General features: G+C 68.4%; 22 protein-coding genes and 2 pseudogenes. 9 read left to right on the forward strand and 15 right to left on the reverse strand.

Annotation, left to right across the window (positions count from 1 at the left end; all coding sequences use genetic code 11):
* Positions 1–103 precede the first annotated feature (103 nt).
* From J2Z30_RS42535 to J2Z30_RS42555, 5 genes are all read right to left on the reverse strand, one after another.
* Complete coding sequence (locus J2Z30_RS42535; protein ID WP_052701879.1) at positions 104–1,729, reverse strand: alpha-amylase family protein; 1,626 nt, start codon at positions 1,727–1,729, stop codon at positions 104–106.
* A 5-nt stretch (positions 1,730–1,734) separates the two neighbouring features.
* Complete coding sequence (locus J2Z30_RS42540; protein ID WP_044580275.1) at positions 1,735–2,571, reverse strand: carbohydrate ABC transporter permease; 837 nt, start codon at positions 2,569–2,571, stop codon at positions 1,735–1,737.
* The gene (locus tag J2Z30_RS42545) at positions 2,568–3,413 is read right to left on the reverse strand and encodes a carbohydrate ABC transporter permease (RefSeq protein WP_245389063.1); all 846 of its coding nucleotides are present in this window, start codon (positions 3,411–3,413) and stop codon (positions 2,568–2,570) included. Before J2Z30_RS42545 ends, J2Z30_RS42540 begins: the two co-directional genes overlap by 4 nt.
* Positions 3,414–3,559: 146 nt before the next feature.
* Positions 3,560–4,861: an ABC transporter substrate-binding protein gene (locus tag J2Z30_RS42550; protein WP_044580278.1), complete on the reverse strand. Its 1,302-nt coding sequence runs from the start codon at positions 4,859–4,861 to the stop codon at positions 3,560–3,562.
* 85 nt (positions 4,862–4,946) lie between these two features.
* On the reverse strand, positions 4,947–6,191 hold the full coding sequence (locus tag J2Z30_RS42555) for an aminotransferase class V-fold PLP-dependent enzyme (protein WP_209469066.1): 1,245 nt from the start codon (positions 6,189–6,191) through the stop codon (positions 4,947–4,949).
* 240 nt (positions 6,192–6,431) lie between these two features.
* On the opposite strand from J2Z30_RS42555, the gene J2Z30_RS42560 reads away from it, so the two are divergent.
* From J2Z30_RS42560 to J2Z30_RS42590, 7 genes and pseudogenes are all read left to right on the forward strand, one after another.
* Entirely contained in the window at positions 6,432–7,136 is a 705-nt protein-coding gene (locus J2Z30_RS42560; RefSeq protein WP_044580279.1) for a FadR/GntR family transcriptional regulator, read from the forward strand.
* Between the two features lie 102 nt (positions 7,137–7,238).
* Positions 7,239–8,321, forward strand: a pseudogene (locus J2Z30_RS42565) (integrase core domain-containing protein).
* Positions 8,322–8,394: 73 nt separating this feature from the next.
* Complete coding sequence (locus J2Z30_RS42570; RefSeq protein WP_308280243.1) at positions 8,395–9,024, forward strand: MFS transporter; 630 nt, start codon at positions 8,395–8,397, stop codon at positions 9,022–9,024.
* Between the two features lie 11 nt (positions 9,025–9,035).
* On the forward strand, positions 9,036–10,523 hold the full coding sequence (locus tag J2Z30_RS42575) for a bifunctional 3-(3-hydroxy-phenyl)propionate/3-hydroxycinnamic acid hydroxylase (protein WP_209469067.1): 1,488 nt from the start codon (positions 9,036–9,038) through the stop codon (positions 10,521–10,523).
* Positions 10,520–11,362 carry an SMP-30/gluconolactonase/LRE family protein gene (locus tag J2Z30_RS42580; protein ID WP_052701881.1) on the forward strand — a complete coding sequence of 281 codons (843 nt, stop codon included), beginning with the start codon at positions 10,520–10,522 and terminating at the stop codon, positions 11,360–11,362. Before J2Z30_RS42575 ends, J2Z30_RS42580 begins: the two co-directional genes overlap by 4 nt.
* Positions 11,359–13,359: an acetoacetate--CoA ligase gene (locus tag J2Z30_RS42585; RefSeq protein WP_044580281.1), complete on the forward strand. Its 2,001-nt coding sequence runs from the start codon at positions 11,359–11,361 to the stop codon at positions 13,357–13,359. Before J2Z30_RS42580 ends, J2Z30_RS42585 begins: the two co-directional genes overlap by 4 nt.
* Before the next feature lie 55 nt (positions 13,360–13,414).
* On the forward strand, positions 13,415–14,461 hold the full coding sequence (locus J2Z30_RS42590) for an amidohydrolase family protein (protein ID WP_345660521.1): 1,047 nt from the start codon (positions 13,415–13,417) through the stop codon (positions 14,459–14,461).
* A 316-nt stretch (positions 14,462–14,777) separates the two neighbouring features.
* Here the strand turns inward: J2Z30_RS42590 and J2Z30_RS42595 are convergent, their stop codons facing one another.
* Both J2Z30_RS42595 and J2Z30_RS51940 read right to left on the reverse strand, forming a co-directional pair.
* The gene (locus tag J2Z30_RS42595) at positions 14,778–15,185 is read right to left on the reverse strand and encodes a TetR-like C-terminal domain-containing protein (protein ID WP_281062816.1); all 408 of its coding nucleotides are present in this window, start codon (positions 15,183–15,185) and stop codon (positions 14,778–14,780) included.
* Between the two features lie 282 nt (positions 15,186–15,467).
* Complete coding sequence (locus tag J2Z30_RS51940) at positions 15,468–16,112, reverse strand: hypothetical protein (RefSeq protein ID WP_372453398.1); 645 nt, start codon at positions 16,110–16,112, stop codon at positions 15,468–15,470.
* Between the two features lie 150 nt (positions 16,113–16,262).
* Here J2Z30_RS51940 and J2Z30_RS51945 point away from each other — a divergent pair.
* Positions 16,263–16,337 (forward strand): annotated as a pseudogene (locus tag J2Z30_RS51945) (integrase core domain-containing protein); the annotation flags it as partial.
* A gap of 96 nt (positions 16,338–16,433) precedes the next feature.
* Here J2Z30_RS51945 and J2Z30_RS51510 read toward each other — a convergent pair.
* The 4 genes from J2Z30_RS51510 to J2Z30_RS42620 all read right to left on the reverse strand — a co-directional run bounded on the left by J2Z30_RS51510 (position 16,434) and on the right by J2Z30_RS42620 (position 20,020).
* Complete coding sequence (locus J2Z30_RS51510; protein WP_209469075.1) at positions 16,434–16,616, reverse strand: hypothetical protein; 183 nt, start codon at positions 16,614–16,616, stop codon at positions 16,434–16,436.
* Positions 16,617–16,686: 70 nt separating this feature from the next.
* Entirely contained in the window at positions 16,687–17,757 is a 1,071-nt protein-coding gene (locus J2Z30_RS42610; RefSeq protein WP_044580285.1) for an alkene reductase, read from the reverse strand.
* A 50-nt stretch (positions 17,758–17,807) separates the two neighbouring features.
* Complete coding sequence (locus J2Z30_RS42615; RefSeq protein ID WP_044580286.1) at positions 17,808–18,458, reverse strand: SAM-dependent methyltransferase; 651 nt, start codon at positions 18,456–18,458, stop codon at positions 17,808–17,810.
* A 59-nt stretch (positions 18,459–18,517) separates the two neighbouring features.
* The gene (locus J2Z30_RS42620; protein ID WP_044580287.1) at positions 18,518–20,020 is read right to left on the reverse strand and encodes an MFS transporter; all 1,503 of its coding nucleotides are present in this window, start codon (positions 20,018–20,020) and stop codon (positions 18,518–18,520) included.
* 128 nt (positions 20,021–20,148) lie between these two features.
* On the opposite strand from J2Z30_RS42620, the gene J2Z30_RS42625 reads away from it, so the two are divergent.
* Entirely contained in the window at positions 20,149–20,718 is a 570-nt protein-coding gene (locus J2Z30_RS42625) for a helix-turn-helix domain-containing protein (protein WP_044580288.1), read from the forward strand.
* An 11-nt stretch (positions 20,719–20,729) separates the two neighbouring features.
* Here the strand turns inward: J2Z30_RS42625 and J2Z30_RS42630 are convergent, their stop codons facing one another.
* From J2Z30_RS42630 to J2Z30_RS42640, 4 genes are read right to left on the reverse strand one after another with little or no spacing between them, the layout of a single operon-like run.
* Positions 20,730–21,311: an NAD(P)/FAD-dependent oxidoreductase gene (locus tag J2Z30_RS42630; protein WP_052701882.1), complete on the reverse strand. Its 582-nt coding sequence runs from the start codon at positions 21,309–21,311 to the stop codon at positions 20,730–20,732.
* Positions 21,312–21,331: 20 nt separating this feature from the next.
* Positions 21,332–21,679, reverse strand: coding sequence for an SDR family oxidoreductase (locus J2Z30_RS51515; RefSeq protein ID WP_052701888.1), 348 nt, complete (start codon positions 21,677–21,679; stop codon positions 21,332–21,334).
* Positions 21,583–21,879, reverse strand: a complete 297-nt coding sequence (locus J2Z30_RS51520) for an SDR family NAD(P)-dependent oxidoreductase (protein WP_308280244.1) — start codon at positions 21,877–21,879, stop codon at positions 21,583–21,585. The genes J2Z30_RS51515 and J2Z30_RS51520 overlap by 97 nt, the downstream gene beginning before the upstream one ends.
* Before the next feature lie 17 nt (positions 21,880–21,896).
* Positions 21,897–22,604 (reverse strand): hypothetical protein, encoded by a 708-nt coding sequence (locus J2Z30_RS42640; RefSeq protein ID WP_044580289.1) that lies wholly within the window; start codon positions 22,602–22,604, stop codon positions 21,897–21,899.
* Positions 22,605–22,702: the final 98 nt, after the last annotated feature.

Genomic DNA, 22,702 nt, shown 5'->3' on the forward strand with positions numbered 1-22,702 from the left:
TCGATATCGAGTTCGCGGAGACAGTTCATCAGGTCGTCCAACCGTCCGGCGGTGTCGCGAATCCACCCGCGCCTGACCAATGGCCAGGGCCGTCTACAGCTGTCTAGAGCGGAAGCGGCGGCCACGCACCCCAGGGCTGGGACCACGTGTACGTGCGTTCCGCGTTGCCCGTCCGCCAGCGGCGCGGGGCCGTGGTCCCGAGCCAGTCCAGCGGTTCGACGCCGCCGGGCGACCCGCCGTCCAGCGCGAGCCGGACGGCCGCGCCGAGGTCGGCATCGGTCTGCGGGGTACGGGCGGCCGGGGCGACGGAGACGAACAGCGCGGTGCCGGAACGGGCCACCAGGTCCAGGAACTGACGGTTCAGCCGCCACTCGGTGGCCGGGGTACAGGGCACGCAGTCGGCATCCACCGCGTAGAAGCGGCTGTGCTGGGCCAGCCGGAAGGCGAGGGTGTTGATGCCCATCCGTCGGGTGCGCTCCCAGTGACGGCCCGAGGTGTCGTCACCGGTTCGCTGCACCTGCACCAGACCCGCCGCCAGATGTCCGACGGTGTTGCAGCCAAGCACCACGGCGTCCCCGGCCGCCTCGGCGATGGTCCGGTAGAGGCCCACCAGCACTTCGGCGGTGGTGCGGGTGTGGTCGGCGAGCCGCCATCCGGCACCGGCCATTTCGTGCGGTGTGTCCGGGTGGAAGCGGCCGAAGACGTCGTACGTGCTGAAGTCGTGCTTGATCAGCTCGAAACCCCAGGAGCGAAAGCGGGCGACATCGGCGGCGACGGTCGCCAGCGTCGCGTCCAGCGACGGGTCCAGGGGGATCCGGCCGGGAGCGCCGGTGTCCGTGCGCATCCCCTCCGTCGGCACCCGGGACAGCAGCGGCCGGAACCACAGGCCTGGCCGGGCGCCACGGTCGGCGATGCCCGCAGCCAGGCCGGCCATGTCGTCGAACAGCCCGGGTAGGCCGGTGTCCCACGGCCCTCCCGGGGCGCTTCCCCCGCCCTCCGTCCAGCCGTCGTCGACGACACAGAACGGCCGCACTGGATGGTCCCCGGCGAACTCGGCGATGGTGGCCGCGTCGCGCAGTACGGCGTCCGGGCCGAAGTCCTGGCCGTAGGCGTAGTACCAGTTGTTGCAGCCGACCACCGGCTGCGCGGGCAGCAGCGGATCGGGGGACATGGCGGCGCACAGCTCCTGGAGCGCCGCGTACGGGGTGGTGTCCGCACTCGTCGCCACCCCGACCACCGTGGCGGCGGCGATCTCCCGGTCGCCCGGCAGCACAGGCAGGCCGCCGGAGCGTACGTCCAGCCACAGCGTGGTGCCGTCCTCGTCCACCGTCCAACAGCACAGCGCCCCGGCGCGGGTCCGTACGCCTAGCCCGGTGCAGCCACCGGTTGCCGGGTCGGTGCTCAGCCAGTACCAGGGCAGGGGGCGTTCCGGCTGGACGCTGCGCCACTGCAACTCGCCGTACGAGCGCTCCCACGCATCGCCGAGTACCACGGCGGGGCGGTGACCGCCGGGGTGGTGGCGCCAGCGCAGCGCCACCGTCGACAGGCCCTCCGGACCCGGCGCGGCGAGCACCAGCCGCAGGGCGCCGTATGGATCGTGTCGCGCCGTCACCTCGGCGCCGGGCACGGTCCAGCGGCCAGCCCCCGCCGGTGCGGCGGTGCGCGGGTCCCCGGACGGACCGGTGATCACATGGACGGAGTCGGGCAGCGGAACGTCGATCGCGGCCATCGGCCTCACCCCTTCACGGCGCCGGAGGTGAGCCCCTGCACGATGTGGCGGCTCGCGAAGGCGAAGAGCACCATGGTTGGCAGGATCGTGAACACGGCCGCTGCGGACATCGAGCCCCAGTCGATGTTGAAGCTGGAGATGAATCCGTTGAGGGCCGTGGGGGTCGTCTTGTTGGCGTCGCTGTTCATCAGGGTCACCGACAGGAACAGCTCGTTCCAGCAGTTGACGAAGTTGAAGATGAACGCCGCCACGATCCCCGGACGCATCACCGGGAGCAGCACCCGGAACAGCGCCGCGAACCGGGAGAGGCCGTCGATCATCGCGGCCTCCTCCAGCGCGTCGGGGATGTTCTCGAAGAAGCCGCGGAGCATCACCGTGCAGAAGGGGATACACACGGCGATGTAGACGAGGATGAGCCCGAGCCGGTTGTCGACCAGTTTCAGGTCGGTCATCAGCAGATACAGCGGGCCCAGCGCGATGAAGGCCGGGATCATCTGGGTGACCAGGGCGGCCGTCAGCAACGCGGACTTGGTGCGGAACTCGAAGCGCGCCAGCACATACGCCGACAGCATCGAGATGGCGGTGGCGACCGCGCCCGCGACGGTCGCGACGATGAGGCTGTTGGTGAGATAGGTCCCGAAGTCGGCCTTGTTGAACAGCTCGCTGTAGTTCTCCAGCGAGAAGTGCTCGGGCCAGTAGGCGAGGGGGAAGGAGAAGATGTCGCCCGGCGCCTTTAGCGAGGTGATGGCGATCCAGTACAGCGGGAACACGGTGAAGGCCAGCCACAGCACCAGGAAGACGATCCGGACGGCCCGGCCGACCGCGGTCTCTTTGCCGATCACGACCTCACCTCTCGCTTCTCACGCGTGGCCAGCAGGAAGAACACCGTGAAAAGCAGCAGCCCCGCGACCACGAGGAGACCGAGCGCCGAGGCCTTGCCGTAGTCGCCCTGCTGAGTGATCTTGATCATCCAGGTGGTCACGATGTGTGTCTGGTTGTTCGGCCCGCCACCGGTCATCCCGAAGATCAGATCGGGGAAGTTGAAGATCCAGATGACCCGCAGCAGCACCGTGAGCACCAGCGTGACCCGGATATAGGGGATGGTGATCTGGAAGAGCGTGCGTGCCTTCCCGGCCCCGTCCAGCGCCGCGGCCTCGTACAGCTCGTCGGGGACCGACTGGAGCGCGGCCAGGATCATGATGGCGAAGAAGGTGACGCCGTACCAGGTGTTGGCGATCAGTACGGCGATCATCGCCTTGTGCGGATCGGCCAGCCACGCCACGGGCTCGTCGATCAGCCCCGCCTTCTGGAGCAGATCGTTCACGACGCCGAACTCGCTGTTGAACATCCAGCGGAACAGGATGCCGATGAGGAACCCGGAGATCGCCCAGGGGAAGAAGATCAGCGCCTGGTAGACGCCGCGGAAGCGGAACCGGCGGCGCAGCCACAGTGCGAGCGCGAAACCGATCACGAGCTGGGGCACGATCGATCCGATGACCCAGGCGCCCGTATTGCCCAGCACGGTGCCCCAGTTGGGGTCGGAGAAGACACGGTGGAAGTTGTCCAGGCCCACCCAGGAGGTGTTGGTGAGATCGTTCAGATCCCAGTGGCGGAAGGCCATCTGGCTGCCCGCGATCATGGGGTAGTACGTGAACACCGCCACGAAGATCGCGGCAGGCGCCATGAAGGCGGCGATGAGTAGGCCCCGGCGGGTTGTGAACTCCCGCTTCCGGCCGCCCCGCGGCCCGTTCCGGGCCCCCGGGGCGGCTTGCTTCCGGACGGGGCGCGAAGTCTTCGGCCCGGTCGTCGTTGCGGACGTGGCGGGCATCCCTACTTCTCCTGCTCCCACTTCTTGGTCCAGTACGCGTCCCAGCCCGTCAGCAGCTCCTTGGGCGACATATTGCCGGTCACCATCTTCTGCACGTCGGCGTCGGACTTCTGCTCCCACTCGCTCCACCAGGTCACGCCGCGCGGCTGGCTGACGTTGAGATAGGTGTCGGGGTGCTTGGTCATGGTGACGTAGGACGACCACGGGCCGGTCTTGTAGAACGGGTCCTCGGTCGCCGACTTGAGGATCGGCACCAGGCTGTTCTTCTTGGTGAAGTCCGTCGACGCCTTGCCCTGGGACAGGAACTTGATCAGCTTGACGGTCTCGGCCTTGTGCTTGCTGCCCTTCGCGATGCCCCACCCGGCGGTGGCCAGCGGCTGGACGGTCTTCCCGCTGGGTCCGGCCACCAGCGGAGCGGTGTCCCACTGCTCCTTCGAGATCGACTTGGACTCGGAGACCGTGGCGATGACTTCCGGATCCTGGAGCAGGAAGGCCGTGGAGCCGTTGGAGAACGCCTCGACCATCTCCGGATAGCCCCAGGACACGGACGACTTGGGCGATGCCTTCTTGAAGAGTGTGAGGTAGGTCTTGAGGGCGTCCAGGGCCTCGGGCGCGGAGAAGATCGTGCGCCCGTTCTTCAGCTTGTAGCCGTTGGCGAGGTCGACCTTGTCGGCCACGTACGCCTCGATGATGGCGGTGGCGTTGCTGTTGGCGTTGGCCCCGCCGCGGAACGCGTAGCCGTAGCGGCGCTCCGCCGGGTCGTTGATGGCGGATGCCTGCTTCAGTAGCTGGTCCCAGGAGGCCGGGGGCTTGCTGAACCCGGCGTCCTTGATCAGGTCCTTGCGGTAGAAAAGGCTCAGCCCGTAGAAGCCGTAGGGGACGAAGAAGGTACGGCCCTTGGCGTCCTCGGACGCCTTGACGGCGTTCTCCGTCATGGCGTTCCAGCCCTGCCAGCCCTTGAGGTCCTTCTCCATGTCGTACAGCCAGCCGTTGTTCGACCACGGGCCGACCGTGATGTCCCGTACCTCGAGCGCGTCCACGCTGCTGCCGGACTGGAGCATCTGCTGGATCTTCTGATCGGCCTGTTCGGTGGGCGGCGAGATCAGGTTGACCTTGATCTTGGGGTTCTGCTTCTCGAAGTCGGCTATGAGCCCCTTGAGCAGATCGGTGCGGGAGGGGTTGGTCAGGCTCTCGACCATGTTGAGCGTGACCGTGCCGTTCGCGTTCGGACTCATGGCGGAACAGCCGGTCAGGACCATCGCTGCGGCGGTGCCGAGGGCGAGGGCTGCCGTCCTTCTCCTCATCGTGCTGACCTCTTTCTTGGGTGCGGGCCGCGCTCGGAGCGGCTTGGGGAGTCGGGGGTGGGGAGGGGAGTACGGTGTCGCGCCGCTATGGCGCGCCGTGCCGCCCGCGAGCCGCGCGAGCCCACTCAGCGAGGACGGGGACGCAGGTCTCGGCGAAGTACTCGTAGTCGGCGGCGGTGTTGTAGACGTGGGCGGACACCCGCAGATAGCCGATGCCGCCGAAGCTGGTGAAGGCCGCCTCGACACCCAGCTCCCTGGCGACCCGGTCGCGCAGCGCGTCGGCCTCGACGCGGGTGGCGCCGAGCCCCTCGGGCAGCCGCACCAGACGCATCCCGGGGACCGGCATGCCGACGTCGACGCTGCTGTCGGCGCCGGTCAGCTCGGTGAACGCGGCACCGATGACCTGCGCGGCGTAACCGGCCAGGTGGTCCATATAGCGGCGGGCGCGCCTCCAGCCCCAGGTGTGCTCGATGAAGCCGAGCGCCGTCGGTGCCGCCAGATAGCAGGTGGCATCCACCGTGCCCTGCTGGTCGAAGCGGTCGGGGTACGGGTCCTCTGCACCCCATGAGTCGATCGGTGGGTAGAGCCGCTCACGCAGCGGACCACGGGCGACGAGCGCTGCGGTGCCCCGGGGTGCGCATCCCCACTTGTGCAGGTTTCCGACCCAGAAATCACAGGTCAGCCGCGAGAGCGGGGCAGGGAGCAGACCAGGTGCGTGCGCACCGTCCACGAGCAGCGGGATCCCGCGCCGCCGAGCCTCCGCGCCGATCCGCTCCACCGGCAGCCGGCGGGCGGTCGCCGAGGTGATCTGGTCCACCACGATGAGGTCCGTCGCCTCGGACAGTTCGGCGAACACGGCCTCGCACGCTTGCTCCTCATCCGCGTCGAGGGGTACCCGCGCGGTGCGGACCCCGCCATCCCAGCGGTCGCGCGCCAGCCGCTCGGCGCCCATGGTCACGGCGCCGTAACCGTGGTCGGTGACGACGATCTCCCCGCTGCGGCGGCGGTCGAGGGCGGCGTACACGGTGCTGATGCCCGCGCTCGCGTTCGGCACCAGGGCCAGGTCGTCGGCGGCCACCGCCAAGAAGTCGGCGATCTCGACCCTGGTGTCGGCGATCCGCTGAGGCAGCGCCGGGAACCACACCACCGGGGAGCACTCCATCTCCACCCGCAGCTGCTTCTGCCGCTCCTGTGCCACCAGGGGAACCGCGCCGAAGGAACCGTGGTTCAGGTGTCTCATGGCGGGGTCCAGCGTCCACGCCCGGTCGGCGGGACGGCCGTCGGCCAGCAACAGGGGGCGTGGCGCCGCGATGACATCGGTCTCGCTCACATGAGTCCCGATCTGCCGGGGTCCGGGTGTTCCGAGGGGCGCCAGAAACGAGAGAGATCTGATCGCAACCAGAACACGTATGATGACTCGGCATCCTGCATGACGGATTCCATGCAATCAAGGGGTGCAGCAGGGTGGATCATCAGATGACTTCCGATCGACACCTGTGACATATCTGATGAATCGGTACAGTGCGACGAAGGGGGCGGGACCGCGCCCCGCCCGTTCGGGAGGAATCGGATGTCCGCAGTCGACAAGGCGTTCCACGGCCTACGCCACATGATCGCCACCGGGCGCCTCAGCGCCGGAGGGCGCATTCCGCCCGAGGGCGAGCTGTGCGAGGAACTCGGCGTGTCCCGGGGGTCGTTGCGCGAGGCCGTACGGATGCTCGCGGCCCTGGGGGTGATCGAGCCGCGGCACGGCTCCGGTACTTATGTCTCCCAGCTCAGGCCGGAGGACATCATAGGTAGCCTGTCGCTCACCCTGGAACTGCTGCCGCTCTCCGGTCTGCTGGAGGTGTACGAGATCCGGCGTGTCCTGGAGTCCCACGTCGCGGCGCAGGCTGCGGCCCGCAGCACCCCGGAGACGGTGCGGGAACTCTTCGCACTCATCGAGGCCATGGACGCCACCGACGACCCCACCGAGGCATCGGACCTCGACCACCGCTTCCATGCCGAGATCGCCACCGCGGCCGGAAACCCCGCCCTCGCCTCCCTGCTCTCGGTCTTCCGCGCCCGCTCCCGCAAGTACCAGATCTTCACCCTCCCCGAGGGCGAGCAGATGCGGCGCAAGAGCGACGAGGATCACCGCGTGCTGGCCACCGCGATCGCCGACCGCGATCCGCGCGCCGCCGCCGGAGCGGCCGAGGCCCATGTCGCCCAGACGGAGCGATGGCTGCGCGCCTTCATGCCGCCCATGGAGGAGGACTCTGCGGGTGCCGATTAATCATCCACGCCGGTCGGAAGCCTGATCACGGATCGTCGGCTCTGCTTGTCATTCGCCCCAAGTGGTTCACCCGCGCAGGGCCTCGGCGGCATATGACCTGTCGTGCTCCTGCGTCTGGCCTATCTCGCTACGACCAACGCCCTGGCGGTACTACCCCTCCTGCCGATGAGCGACAAAGAGAAGGACATCGAGATCCTCGTCCTCCGGCACCAGCTGCTGGTCCTGCAGCGTCAGGTCGGCAAGCCGAGCTTCACCGACAGCGACCGTGCCATCCTCGCCGGCCTGCTCCACCACCTCCCCAAAGACAGACTGCGGCACCTTTTGCTACTGGTCAGCCCCGAGACGGTGTTGCGCTGGCATCGCGAGCTGCTCAGGCGGCGCCATGCCGCGACCTGCGTACCCAGGCGACGTAGACACCCACGCACCATTCCATCGATCCGCGTCCTGGTCCTGCGTCTGGCCAGGGAGAATGCCGCGTGGGGATATCGCCGGATCCACGGCGAGCTCGCCGTGCTGGGGATCAAGGTCGCCGCCTCCACCGTCTGGGAGATCCTCCGCGAGCACGGCATCCCACCCGCCCCCGAACGGCAGAGCACCACCTGGGGCGACTTCCTCCGCAGCCAGGCCAAGGCTCTTCTCGCCTGCGATCTTTTCGATGTCCGCACGCTGAGGGGGCGCGCCTGTACGTCTTCTCTGCCATCGAGCACACCACCCGTCGCATCCGGGTCCTCGGCGCCACCGCACACCCCACCGCGGAGTGGACCGTGCAGCTCGGACGCAACCTCCTCATGGATCTCGAGGACGCGGGCAGCAAGGTGAAGTTCCTCATCCGCGACCGCGATTCCAAGTTCACAGCCGCCTTCGACGCCCTGATGACCGATGCCGGTCTCAAGGTCGTCACCACCGGCATTCGGATACCACGGATGAACTCACTCATGGAGCGCTGGATACAGACCTGTCGCACCGAACTCCTGGACCGGACCCTGATCTGGAACCAGAGCCACCTCCTCCACGCACTGCGCGAGTACGAATCCTTCTACAACGAGCACCGCCCGCACAGAGCCCTGGAACAAGCCGCTCCCGCTACCCACACCCATCACCCAACAAGTCCAACTCGCCCACCTGGAAGTCCGCAGACGAGACCCACTCGGCGGAACCCTCCACGAGTACCAACGAGCGGCGTGAACTGGACGGATGATTTATCGGCACCGCACAGCCCGAATCGGCCCCCGACCTCGGCAACCGTGGTGTCCGGCTGGTGCTCAGACCGCCTTACCGCGGCACCACCCTGATGTTCTGCGCCATGGCGGCCCTGTCGTTCTTGCTCATCTTCGGCATGAACACCTGGCTGCCGCGGCTGATGCAGACGGCGGACTATCCGCTGCAGGACTCACAGACCTTCCTCGTGCTGCTGAACCTCGGTGCCACCGTCGGCGGGCTCGCGATGGCGCTGCTGGCTGACCGTGCCGGATCGAGGGGCCCGATCACGGCCAGTTTCGCCCTCGGAGCCGCCGCGATCGTCGCCATGAGCGCCCAACTGCCGCTGCCGGTGCTCTACGGCATCGTGATAGTCGGCGGCTGCGGCGCGGTCGGCGTCCAGGGACTGATCAACGTGTACATCTCACGTTCCTACCCGGTGACCGCAAGGGGCAGCGCGGTGGGTGTCGCGCTCGGGGTGGGCCGCATCGGCGCCATCGCCGGCCCCACGTTCGGCGGCTGGATCCTCGCGGCCGGCCTGGAACCCCGCTGGAACTTCGTCCTCTTCGCCGTCCCCGCCGTCCTCGGCACAGCCCTCGCCCTGGCTGTCGGCGGACGGACATCCCAGAATCAGGGCTGTCTCGCCCCCGCGCTGCGTGCCAAAGAGCCGACGGCCGGACACACAAAATGAAAGAGCGCATCATGGACACCTACGACATCGCCGTCGTCAGCTGCGGCCCGGTCGGACTGGCTCTCGCGCGACTGTTGGCCATGAAGGGGCTCCGGGTCGCCGCCATCGACCCCAACCGGCTCGTCTGCCAGCATCCGCGCGCCACGCATCTCGACGACGAGACCATGCGCCTTCTGCAGACCCTCGGCGCGCAGGACATGGAACACCAGTTCCTGCGCCAAGCCGCCTGGACACTCCACCGGGAGGACGGGCAGGCCTTCCTCCAGCAGACGCTGCCCGAGGAGGAGTCTGACCAGGGCTGGCGCACCGACTACCAGTTCCACCAGCCCGACTTCGAGTCGCGGCTGCGGGGTCTGCTGGCGGCCGACGCGAACGCGGACCTCTGGTTCGGCTGGACGGCCACCGCGATCGAGCAGGACGACAAAGCGGTGCGGCTCACGCTGCTCGACCGGTCGACCGGAGCCGAAACCACTCTCACGGCCGGCTACGCCGTCGGCTCCGACGGCGCCAACTCCTTCGTCCGGCAGGCGATGAACGCCGAAGTCGAGGACCTCCACGGCACTCAGCGTTCCCTCATCGTCGACATCCACCCCTTCGAACACCCTGCACAGCTCCCGGCGGACAGCGGATTCATCTGGTGCGAGGGGAAGCGGCCCGTGACCTACGTCCCGATCTTCCCGCCCATGCTCCGCTTCGAGTTCATGCTGCTCGACGAGGACGACGCGGCAGAGCTCGAACGACCGCAGTCGGTGTACGACCTGCTGAGCCGCTGGCTGGAACCGGGCAGCTACCGCATCATGCGTACTGACACCTACGAATGGCACGCCCGGCTCGTGCACGGCTGGCGGTCCGACCGCCTGCTGCTCGCCGGCGACGCCGCGCACGAAATGCCTCCCATGCTCGGCCAGGGCATGTGCTCCGGGCTGCGCGATGCCGCGAACGTGGCGTGGAAGCTCGCCGCCGTGGTCAAGGGCGAAAGTCCCCAAGCCCTGCTCGACACCTACGAAAGCGAGCGGGCTGCGCACGTGCGCCCTTACATTGAGGAATCCGCTCGGCAGTCCAACCTCATCGAAGCCCTCGGAATGGGCGCGTTCCCGGAGCTGAACGGAACGCAGACGATCGAGAGGTACCGGCCGCTGCTAGGGCCAGGCGTGGTTGTCCAGCCCGGCGGAGCCATCGGGCAACTGAGCCCGCAGCCACGCGGCTCGAACGGGGAGAAGCTGGACGATGTGAGCGGATACGGCTTCACCATCGTGGGGAAGCCGGAGGTCACCTCCGCCGTGTCCGCGGATGTGCAGCAGCTATGGCGCCAACTCGGCGTAATGGCCGTCCCGGAGACGGGGCCGGTCAACGACCGCTGGCTGGCCGAACATGCGGCGGCAGCGGCAATCATCCGTCCGGATCGCTACACCTTCGCGCTCGTCGCCGACACGGCGGAACTGGAGCGGGCCACCCGCGACCTGGCGCGGACGGCATCGGTACAGGAGGTGGGCGTGTGAAGGAGTACGCGGCCGGAATGACGTGGGGGGAGGGCCCCCGCTGGCAGCGCGGTGCACTGTGGCTGTCCGACACCCAGGGCGGAAAGCTGTGGACCGACCACGACGGCCCCTGGCGCGGCATCCCGCTGGATGCCATCCCCAACGGCCTTTGGTTCCTGCCGGACGGGCGGCTGGTCGGGGCCATGATGCATCAACGGCGTATCGGCGTGTGGACCGGTGAGCAATTCGACACCTACGCGGACCTGAGCGCGGTGGCCACCGGTCCGCTCGGCGACATGGTCGGCGACCCGCACGGCAACCTTTACGTGGATGACGTCGGCTTCGCCGCGCACGCCGGTGAGCCATTGCGACCGGGTCGGCTGCTGCGCGTTGCTGCAGACGGAGCGGTACACGTGGCCGCCGAAGACGTTGAGTTCCCCAACGGGCTGGCCTTCGCAGGCGACGGCCGCACCCTGGTTGTCGCCGAGACCACCCGGCAACGACTGACCGCCTTCACCGTCGCGGACGACGGCGCCCTCACGGACCGTCGCACCTACGCCGACCTCGCCCACCTGATCGGCGACGACGTCCGGCCGGACGGAATCTGGTCGACACAAGACGGAGTCTGGGTGGCCACCACGACCGGACACGCCGTCGCCCTGGTGCGGGAGAACGAGCTGGTCACCTCGATCGGCACCGGGACGCTGCTGCCGATCGCATGCTGCAGCGACGGCGGGAACCGGCTCTTCGTCACCCTCGCCGACACCCATGGCCTCCCCCTGGGCGAGGCCATGGCCACAAAGGCAGTGCACACGACGGTCGCACTGCTCGAAGTACCGAAGGCGGGGGACACCTCATGAGCACGAAGCCACCGGACTGGACCCCGACGACACAGGCTGTCGAAAACGCCCGGATCACCGACTTCACACGGTTCGCCTCACAGCACGCAGGACGTGACCTGAGCGGTGACTACCACAAGCTGTGGGCGTGGTCGGTTGATGACGTGAGCGGCTTCTGGGCCGCGGTGTGGGACTACTGCCGTCTGCCCGAGCGCCCAGCGAGACCCGCGCTGGCGACCGAGGCCATGCCGGGAAGCGTGTGGTTCCCCGGCAGCACGCTGAACTACACGGCCGAGGTGTTCCGCGACCGGACCGGCACCGACACCGCCGTCATCACGGTGACCGAGGACACCGGCCCGGTGGCCATCACCTGGCACCAACTGCGCCGCCAGGTCGCCTCACTCGCGCAGGCACTCACCGGACTTGGCGTGCGCATGGGTGACCGGGTGGTGGGATACCTCCCCAACGGGGTACAGGCCATCACAGCCTTCCTCGCCACCGCCAGCCTGGGCGCGACCTGGGCGGTGTGCGGGCAGGACTACACCGCGGCCGCGGCCGAAGCACGGTTCACACAACTCCAGCCGACCGTGCTGATCGCCGGGACCGGCTGCCTCCACGGCGGGAAGCACATCGACCGCTGCCCCGACGTACAAGCCCTGCGCGACGCACTGCCGACCCTGGCGGCGACCATCGTTGTAGGGGACGCGACACGGGTGCCCGACGCCCTTGGGTGGTCCACGCTCACCGAGCACGACGCCGACTTCGCACCCCGCCCCGTCCCGTTCGACCATCCGCTGTGGGTCGTGTTCTCCTCGGGCACGACCGGACGGCCGAAGGGCATCGTGCACGGGCACGGCGGGGTCGTGCTCGAGCAGCTCAAAAACCTGGGCCTGCAGCTTGGCCTGCGCGCCGGGGACCGCCTGCTGTGGCACACCACGCCGAGCTGGATGATGTGGAACGTCTTGGTCGCTGGTCTGCTGCTGGGTGCCACAGCCGTGTGTTACGAGGGCAGCCCGACGTATCCCGATACCGATGTGCTCTGGCAGCTCGCGGCCGGCCTGGAGGTGAAGGTCCTGGGTACCAGCCCCGGCTACCTGGCGGCGTGTCGCAAGGCCGGCGTGCGGATCACCGACCACTATCCGGCCTCGCTCGAGCGCCTGGGCGTCACCGGCTCGACGTTCCCCGGCGACCTGCAGCACTGGGTCGCCGGCGAGCTCGGGCCCCGGGCACAGGTGGTGTGTACCAGCGGCGGCACCGACGTGGTCACCGCGTTCATCGGTGCCACCCCCACCACTCCGGTCTGGGCCGGGGAGCTGTCCGCCCCCTGCCTGGGCGTGTCCGTGGAAGCCTTCGGCCCGGACGGGAAGCCGGTGCGGGGCGAGGTGGGGGAACTGGTAGTACTCCGGCCAACGCCGTCGATGCCGCTCTTCTTCTGGGACGATCCGGATGGCTCCCGCCACCGCAACGCCTACTTCGACGTATACCCGGGAGTGTGGCGGCACGGCGACTGGATCACCATCACCGATCAGGGCTCGGTGATCATGCATGGCCGGTCCGACGCGACCCTGAACCGCCACGGCATACGCATGGGCAGCAGCGACATATACGGCCCGGTGGAGGAGCTCAAGGAGATCGCAGAAGCTCTCGTCGTCGGGATCGAGCAGGACGGCGGCGACTACTGGATGCCGTTGTTCGTCACCACCACCAACGGCACCGACGTCGACGACGTGCTGCGCGAGAAGATCCGCAACGCCATACGCCACGGAGCCTCCCCCCGCCACGTACCCGACGAGATCATCCAAGCCCCCGGTATCCCGCACACCCGCACCGGCAAGAAACTCGAAGTCCCCGTGAAACGTCTGCTGCGCGGAGACGCTCAGGACACCGTGGTCGACCCCGGCAGCGTCGACAGACCAGAACTCATCGACTGGTACGCACGGATCGGCGCCGCTCACCATACGCGACGTGGCACCGCTCTCGGTTCCGCTCCGTCCCGATCAGCGAACGGCAGACCCTAGAGCATTGAACGCTGCCCCGGGCTGCCCGACGCCGAGGCCAGCAGCATCGTTCCTGATGGCGGGGCCAGTCTGTCCGAGACCTGCCTACCGCCTCCGATCACCGCCACACCACCACAAGGCACGACGAAGGAGCCCTGCCATGACCTACATCGCGTTGGAAGAAGCTTTCATCATCCCGGAGTTGTTCTCGCGCCAACCCTCGTCGCCCCAGAAGATCCAGGTCAGCGACCAGTACGTCAAGGACTGGGGACGACGCCTGGGTGACTTTGAGGAGCACCGTCTTCCCGACATGGACGCACACGGCATCGACATTCAGATCCTGTCGCTGAGCGTCCCCGGCATCCAAGCCGACACCGACGCCGGCGCCGCCGTCGACAACGCCCAGTTTGCCAACGACTTCCTCGCCCAGACCATCGCCCGCCACCCCACCCGCTTCAGGGGGTTCGCCGCCCTGCCCCTGCAGGACCCTGCCGCCGCCGTGACCGAACTCCAACGCTGCGTCGAGCAGCTCGGATTCAAAGGTGCCTTGGTCAACGACCACACGCAGGGCCGATACCTGGACGATCCCGCATATGAGGAACTGTGGAGCGCGTTGGAAGAGCTCCGTGTGCCGTTGTATCTGCACCCCGGCTCGCTGCCCTGCGACGACTGGCGCGTGATGCGCGGACGGCCCGAGATGTACGGGGCCAGCTGGAGCTGGCAGGCCGAAACCGGCGGCCACGCCATGCGGCTGATCTATGCCGGAGTGTTCGACCGGCACCCCGCCGCAACCCTAATCCTCGGGCACCTCGGCGAGTTCCTGCCGTTCCAACGCTCCCGCATCGACTCGCGCTACCGCTCGCTCCGGGTCGACGAACCGCTCCAGCGGATGCCGTCGCAGTACTTCGGGAGCAACATCCTGATCACCACGAGCGGGGTACTGGCCCCGGAGGCCGTACAAGCCGCCGTGCTGACCATCGGGGCCGACGCGGTCATGTTCGCGGTCGACTACCCGTACGAGGTTACGGCCGACGCGGTGGCCTCGATCGAGAAGGCTGACCTTCCATCCCAGGTGAAGGAGAAGGTTGCCCATCTGAACGCCAGACGTGTGCTGCGCATCTGACCGCAGCGCCTCGTCGGCAAGGTCGCCCAGCTCGGGCGGGGGGTCTGGTCCGGAGAAGACGGCGTGGCGGGCGAGCCGCTCGGCAGCCGTGGGATGCTCGCCGAACAGGAGCGCCAGACCCCGCCGGTGCGACTCCTTGTTCTGCTGCTTCGGCTGGGCATCGGAGTCAGCCGACAGCCGCACCATGCTCTGCCGCCCTCTACTTGTCCTGCTCGCAACCGCCGCGCCGACCTTCGGCGCGACGGCCGGAGCGGCGGCGCCGACGGGAGAGGAGGCGGACACGGGCATCGCACCCTCCCCGGCGCGTGATCAGCTGTCAGATGGAGTCCGGGGCCAAGCCCGGGTCATCCCCGCACTGGGGCAGGAGGGCCGCGATCTCGGCCGCCGGGCGGGCTGTGTGCAGGCTGAGCAGGTCGGCGATCAGGTCGTCCAGGGGTGGCCAGGGAATGTTCCCGTGGTCGTTGTAGAGGCTGACCAGGCCGTGCAGCGCGGTCCAGAGCATGAGGCCGGCCTGCCACTGCTGCTCCGCCGAGGGCTGCCTGCGCTCTCCCTCGGCGGCGGCCGCCAGGGAGGTCACGACGGCCTCGAGCAGTTCGGCCCCGGCGCCGTGCGCTGATCCGGGGACAAGATCGTCCGGCATCCGCCCGCCGAAGAGAGTGCGGTAATGGCCGGGCTGGCCGAGTCGGTCATCGCGGCGAGTGTGGGCACGGCGGCGCTGATCCATAGCAGCCTCGAACGAGGCGATGCCACCCGCAGATTCCCCGCGCAGCGGACGCTCGCAATATTGGCCCCTAATCAACCAGATAGCGGCTACTTAAAGCCAAAAGGATGATATGGGGAATTTTTTACAGTCGCGGCCCCTGACTCCCCTCCGTGGCGAGCGGCATCATGGTCGACGCAATCAGGGCTTAAAGGAACTGGTTCATCGAAACTGATAGGAAACGGGGAAATGAAGCTTCACAGGCATATAGCCGCACTGGCGGCTACCGCGGCGCTGGCGGGCATGTCAATGCTGGACGCCACGCCCGTTCAGGCGGCGTCTGTCCCAACGGCGGCCTCCGCGAGCAGCACTGCGACACAGGGGTGGAGTTGTCGCGAAGCCACCGCCTCGGTCACCGGTGCGCGCATCAGCGCGAGCATCTGCTGGAAGGGCAGCACGGCCAAGGCGGCTGGCCAGGTCTACGACACCAAGGGAGACCGCCACAGCGGCTGTGGTCAGGTCCTCAAGAGCACGAGCAGCGCGCTCAACTACTGCGCCCGCAGGGGCGCGGGTACGTCGGTGCACTTTGTCACCGGCGAGTTCCACTTCAGCCATCCTGTATGGATCAGGGCTTGTACTGAGCACGGGTCCACCCACGGGAGGGCGTGCTCCGCCTGGCGCTGACCCTGGGCTGGTAGGACGGCGGGAGCGGCCCGGCGGAACGCTGGCGGGCCGCTCCTTTTGCGTATTGCTACGCCACAGACGGGCGCCCGGGTGGACGGTCGCTGGGCGCACGCATCGAGTCGCGATTACATGCTGATTGGATGGCTCGGGCGCCGCGCATTGTCGTCCAGCCGCCCTCACCCACCGGCGTACCAGGGTGCCGGCGTAGGCACGGTCGGCCCATACGATCGTGATCTCCGGGTGTGTGCGCCGCAGCCGGGTCAGCATCGTCCGGGCGGCCTGGGTGTCGTCGGTTCCTCATCCGTGACCGGGCCAGCAAGTTCACCGCCGCATTCGACGCCGTCTTCGCCGGCAACGGCATAGCCGTCATCCCGACGCCGCAGAGCCCCCTGGTCAAACGCGTCCGCCGAACGATGGATACGCACAGCCCGCGCCGAATGCACCGACCGAATCCTCATCACCGGCGAACGACACCTCCGTGCCGTCCTCACCACGTACGCCGAGCACTACAACACCGGACGGGCCCACCGCAGCCTCGACCTACGCGCCCCAGACGACCACCCGAGCGGCCCGGCGAGCGCAGGGGTGTCAGCCGACACTGGTATTGGGCTTGCCGTCCCATGCCACCGGCAGGCCGGCCGGTCGGATGAAGGCCACGTCGTACTCCCATGGGATGTCGCGTTCGTTCATCCCGAGGATGAGGCTCGGGAAGCGGTCGAACAGTGCCTGATAGGCGACGCGGAGGAACAGCTGCAGTGCGTTTTCCTGCACCGCCGGATGTTCGGCGATGCAGGATGCGTGAGCGGTTGCCCGCATCCCAGGCGGATCAGAGGTCGGCACCCTACGCCAAATGCGGGTAGTCGGTGTAGCCACGGTGGTCACCGCCGTAGAAGGTGGTGCTGTCGGGCTGGTTGAGCGGGGCTCCGGTCCGCCAGCGCTGTACCAGGTCGGGGTTGGCGATGAAGGCACGCCCGACCGCGACAAGGTCGGCCTGTCCGGTGGTGACCAGTTCCTGTGCGGCGGTGACGTCGGTGACGGGGTCCCAGCCGTTGCTGACGATGTGGGAGCCGCCGAAGCGCTCTGCGAGGTCGGTGAGCAGCGGGGAGGCGGGGTCGCCGATGGCGTGCAGGTAGGCCAGGCCCATCCCGGACAGCGCGTCGACGAGGGTGCGGTACGTGGCCGCGGTGAGGTGGGGGTCGGTCTCCAGCGCGCCGTGGAGGTTGATGGCGGGGGAGATGCGGATGCCGACGCGTTCGCTGCCGATGGCGTCGCTGACGGCCTGTGCCACGTCGATGACGAAGCGGGCACGGGCCTGGGGGGAACCGCCGTAGTGGTCGGTGCGCTGGTTGGTGGAGGGAGCGAGGAATTGGTGCAGGAGGTAGCCATTGGCGCTGTGCAGTTCGATGCCGTCCAGGCCGGCGGCAATGGCGGCAGTGGCGGCGCGGGTGAATTCGTCGATGACGGCAGGAATGTCCTCGGTGGCCAGGGCGCGCGGGGTGGGGTGGGGCTGCGGGCCGGCCGGGGTGAACATCTCGCCCGGTGCGGCGATGGCGCTGGGGGCGATGGTTTCGGCCCGGTGCTTGTTGTCGGGGTGGGAGATGCGTCCGGCGTGCATGAGCTGGGCCACGATTCGGCCGCCTGCCTGGTGCACGCCGGCGGCGACGGTACGCCAGGCTTCGATCTGTTCGCTGGTGTGCAGGCCGGGCGAGTTCATGTAGCCCTGTCCGACCGCGCTGGGCTGCACCCCCTCGGTGACGATCAGCCCGGCGGTGGCCCGCTGAGTGTAGTAGGTCGTCATGAGGCTGGTGGGGACACCGTCGGGGGTGGCCCGGTTGCGGGTCATGGGGGCCATGACGATGCGGTTGTTCAGCGTCCACTTGCCCACCGTGACGGGCGCGAAGAGGTCAGTCATGAAGGTAACTCCTGAAGCGGGGTTGTGCAGTGTGCGTGGGGTGCGGAAGGTCAGGCGAGGCGGCGTACGGCAACGACCGTGTCGGTGACGGTCGCGGTCTGACCACCGGGGCCGGTGGCCACCCGCTGCGGGGTGGCCAGGCGCTGGGGTGTCCACCGCGCCGTGTCGAGGGCGAGTTCGTCGTAGATGTCTTCCGGGCTGGGGAAGCGGGTGTCGGGATCGGTGTTCCAGGCCCAGGGGCGTACCGAGCCGTGGTCGACGATCAGGAGGATCCCGCCGGGAGTGAGCGCGTGTGCGGCGCGGCGCAGGACGCTGGCACGCGGGAAGGCGTAGGGGGTCTGCAGGTACTGGGCCGAGATGAGGTCGAAAGTGCCGGAGGGGAAGGTCTCTGCCAGGTCGTGCTGTTCGGTGCGCACACTGCTCTCGAGGCCGTTTCGGGCGGCGAGCCGGCTGGTGCGCTGCAGGGCGGTGGGGGCGATATCGACTGCGGTGACGTGCCATTCGTGGGTGGCGAGCCAGAGGGTGTCTCCGCCTTCGCCGCAGCCCAGGTCGAGGGCGTGGCCGGGTGTGAGGTGCCGGGCCGTCTCGGCGAGCAGAGGATTCGCGGTGTCCTTCCAGACGCTGCCCTTGCCGCGGTAGAGCTGCTCCCAGAAGCTGGCAGCATCGTTGGCGGCATGGATTTCGCGGATGCACTCGTCCATCGCGTGTGCCTCTCCTTCGGATAACTTCGGGGCGGATTGGGGCCGGGGCTCGGGTGAGCTCAGTGGCCCGGGGCGGGTGCGGCCGCGTCGCCGGCCGTGCTCTTGGGCGTCTTCACCAGGGCGAGTAGTGCGACAACGGCGGCGGCCAGGAAAGCGCCCGCCACGATGAACGCGATGCGGTAGCCGTGGAGGTAGGTCTCCAACTGCACGGCCTGGGGGGCCTGCCCGGGGCTTTCGCTGCGGGAGGTGAGGTAGCCGGTGACGGCGGAGGCGTAGAGGGTGTTGAGCAGGGCGGGGCCCAGGGCAGCGCCGATCTGCTGGCTGGTGCTCAGGGCAGCGCTGGCGACACCGGCGTCGTGTGGATCAACGCCGGACAGGGCCACGTTGGGGCCGGCCAGGAAGAACAGGCCGACGCCGACACTGACGAGGATCTGGGTCGGGAGGACTTCGCCCGCGTAGCCGGACGCGGTATCGAGTCGGGTGAGCCAGAACAGTCCCACCGTGGCCAGCGTGCTTCCTGCCGCCATCAGGGTCTTGGGGCCGAGGCGGGTGACCAGCGGGGCACCGAGGGTGGTGGTGGCGATGATGCCGACGCTGAAGGGCAGGAAGGCGCATCCGGCCCGCAGGGGTGTGTAGTGGAGGTTGACCTGCAGGAAGTAGGTCATGAAGAGGTTCATGCCGAACATGCCGGCACCGATGAGGAGGTTGGCCAGGAACACGCCGGCACGGGAGCGGTCGAGGATCACGCGCAGCGGGAGGAGCGGGTGGGCGCTGCGGTGCTCGACCACGACGAACGCAGTCAGAAGAACCACGGCGGCGGCCAGGAGCAGCAGTGTTGCCGGGGCGGTCCAGCCAACGCCGTCGGCGGCCTGGGCGAAGCCGTAGACGAGGGCGACGAGTCCGCCGGTCACCAGCACGGCTCCGGGGACGTCGTAGTGACGGTCACCCGCGGCGCGGCTTTCACGGATGTAGGGGAGGGTGGCGAGGGCTGCAGCCAGGGCGATGGGGACGTTGATGTACATGCACCAGCGCCAGCCCGCGTATTGCGTCAGCACACCGCCCAGCAGCAGCCCGACGGCACCGCCCCCGCCCTGGAACGCGCCGAAGGCGCCGAAAGCCTTCGCGCGTTCCTTGGGGTCGGTGAAGGCCACGGTGATCAGGGAGAGGGCGGCCGGGGCGAGGAGGGCGGCGAAAGTTCCCTGCAGGGCGCGGGCTGCGAACAGCATGTTCGGGTTGAGAGCGAGGCCGCCGAGCATGGAGGCGGCGGCGAAGCCGAGCAGGCCGATGAGGAGGATCTTCTTGCGGCCGGCGAAGTCGGCGATGCGGCCGCCGAGCAGGAGCAGGCCGCCGGAGGCCAGTGCGTAAGCGGTGATCATCCACTGGCGGCTGGCGTCACTCATGCCGAGGTCGCTCTGGGCCTGGGGCAGAGCGATGTTCACGATGGACACGTCGAGGACGACCATCAGGGTCGCCACGGATGCCACGATGAGCGTCATCCACCGATGGGGGTCCGGCGTGGTGGGGTCGGGCGCCCTATGGGCGCGGTGGGCGGGGCTGGTCATTGAAATCTCTCCTGAGCCGGAACCGAAGATGGGGCGACGAGGCGGCGGGCGCCGTTGCATGGCCAGGAGGCTGAAACAAGTCGTGCCGAAGATGCAAACTCTCATGCTCTTTTGGCAAGGTGGATGTCATGACGAATATCGATCGGGTCCTGACGGCGATCGGACCGAGACTGCGGGCGCTGCGCCTGCAGCGCGGTATCACGCTGGCCGCCCTCTCCCAGACCACAGGGATCTCCGAAAGCACGCTCTCCCGGTTGGAGAGCGGCGGCCGCAAAGCGAATCTGGAGCTCCTGCTCCCCCTGGCCCACGTCTACCAGGTCCCCCTGGACGAGCTGGTCGGGGCGCCCGAGACAGGCGATCCGCGCGTGCATCTGCGGCCCGTCACCCGCGACGGCATGACCTATGTGCCACTGAGCCGCCGCCCCGGCGGGCTGCACGCCCACAAACTCGTCATCAGCCCCAGCGGTGGCGAGCCTGAGCCGAACATCCACGAGGGCTACGAGTGGATCTACGTGCTGGACGGCCGGCTGCGCCTGCTCCTCGGCGAGCGCTCCCTGCTCCTCACACCAGGTGAAGTGGCGGAATTCGACACCCATGTGCCGCACTGGCTAGGCGCCGACGACGATCAGCCGGTGGAGCTGTTGGTCATCTTCGGCAAGCAGGGCGAGCGGGCCCACCTCAGGGCCCGCCCAACCTGACCGCATCGCGGTCACCCCGTACCGGGCAGCAGGGAGTCGAGGCCATGCCGCCGTTCGCCCAGCACATGCTCGGTGACCTGCGCCTCGATTGCGGCACTGAAGTCCTCACGCGGGGCAGCGCGCCGGCGTACAAGGGCCTCGTCAGTGTCGGCGTTGACGAGGTCGGCGTTGATGGCCGCCGCGGCCGTCGCACCGCCGGCCTGCGCCTGGACGAGCCCGGCCAACACATCGGCAACATTGCCGGCCACCCAGACGCCGGGGACATCCGTTGCGCCGCCGGCATCGGATGGCACATAGGTGCCGACGCCCATTGGGTGCGGCGCCGGGCCTATGCCGAGGCCGGCCAGGACTTCGCCCTGCGCGAGAAACTGCGGGGCCACCGCCAGAGAATGCACCGGGGCCACCAGCTTCGAGGAGAGCCGGACGCCTCGGAGCCTGTCGTCCACGACCTCCAGGCCGGTCACCTCTCCCTGCACAACCTCGATGCCACGGGCCGCCAAACGCTCCCACTGCTCCTCTTCAGGCTCCGGCCCCGTGTGCAGGAAGAGCGTCACCAGGCTGGACCACTGGCGAAACAACAGCGCCTGATGCACTGAGGCTGCACTGAGCCGGGTCAGACTGCGGAACGGCCGCCGTCGGCGGCGACGATCGCCCCGGTTGTGAAGCTGGCCCGGTCACTGGTCAGGAAGGCGACCACCTCGGCGACTTCGGTCGGGTCGGCCACCCGGACCAGCGGCACCGTGTCGCCGTATCCGCCGACATCTTGGCCGAGTGACTCGACCGCCTTCGACGAGCGCATCGGACCCGGCGAGACGGCGTTGACGCGGACGTTCGCCTGGGCGAACTGGGCGGCCCAGGCACGGGTCAGGGACTCCAGCGCCGCCTTGGTCGCGCCGAGCAGGACCGCGGCGTTGTTGATAAGAATATTGACGGGGCCGACCGCGTCGGCGAGCCGCCGCACGTGTCGACCTTGCTCAGATCAGCCGACAGGAAGCGGAGTCGCCCGCCGAGATTCTCAACCACCTGGGCACCGCGCCGCGGGTCGCGTCCGGTGACCGTGACATCAGCACCGCCGGAGGCGAGGATCCGCGCCACCGCGTACCCCAGCCCACCGATGGCACCGGCGCCGGTGACCAGTGCGTTCTTTCCCTTGAAATCCATGAGTGGCCTTCGTCGGGTCAGCGCGCCGCGGCGGCCGCGTTACGGATCCAGCTGCGGAATTCGATCGCCAGATGCTCGCAGTGACCCTCGATCATCGAGTCCGGGGCGGCCGACGGATAGACGACGCGCACCACCACGTTCGCGCCGGTCTCGGTGTCCCGCGCCTGGTGCAGGCAGTACGCGAAGGGAGTAGCGTCGTCCAGGCTGAGCAGGGCGTTTATCAGCGTCACCGGGTAGGACGCGTCGAGGAATGCACTGACAGCGGCGGGCAGTTCGCGCGCTACCGAGACCTTGAACCGGGTGAGGTGGCCGCCGATCGTCTCCACCATGCCGCCCGTGTAGGTGGGCGGTTCGACGTAGTGCTCGGGGTGGGCGTTGACGAGCAGTGACTTGTCCTGGAAGCGGCCGGTGCCGGCTTGCGCGGCGAACCAGCTGGCCAGGTCGGTGCCGCTGAGCCCGCGGACGGTGAACTCGGTGCGCGACTCACGGAAAGTGCCTCCCGAGGCCGCGACGAGCTCCTTGTGGTAGCGGTCGCCGGCGTCGATCTGCTCGGCGAGCAGGTCCATCATCACCTGGCCGCCTGCCACGTTCTTCAGGTTCATCAAGGCCCGGCGTGCTGCCTTGAGCTCCCACCGGTCGACTTCGGTCTCGTCGAAGGTGCGGCCCATGGTGTGCACATCGACGGTCACGAGGGTGGTCTGCTGTGCTTCGGTGTGGGTGTTCACGTGTGTTTCCTGATCAGTTTGGGGAGTCGGCCATCCGGCAGACTCCAGGTGGTAGCCAGCGGCAGGTGAGCACTACTCGTGCCTGGACTGTTGAGTCC

This window comes from Streptomyces iranensis (assembly GCF_017874715.1).
Taxonomy (GTDB): domain Bacteria; phylum Actinomycetota; class Actinomycetes; order Streptomycetales; family Streptomycetaceae; genus Streptomyces; species Streptomyces iranensis.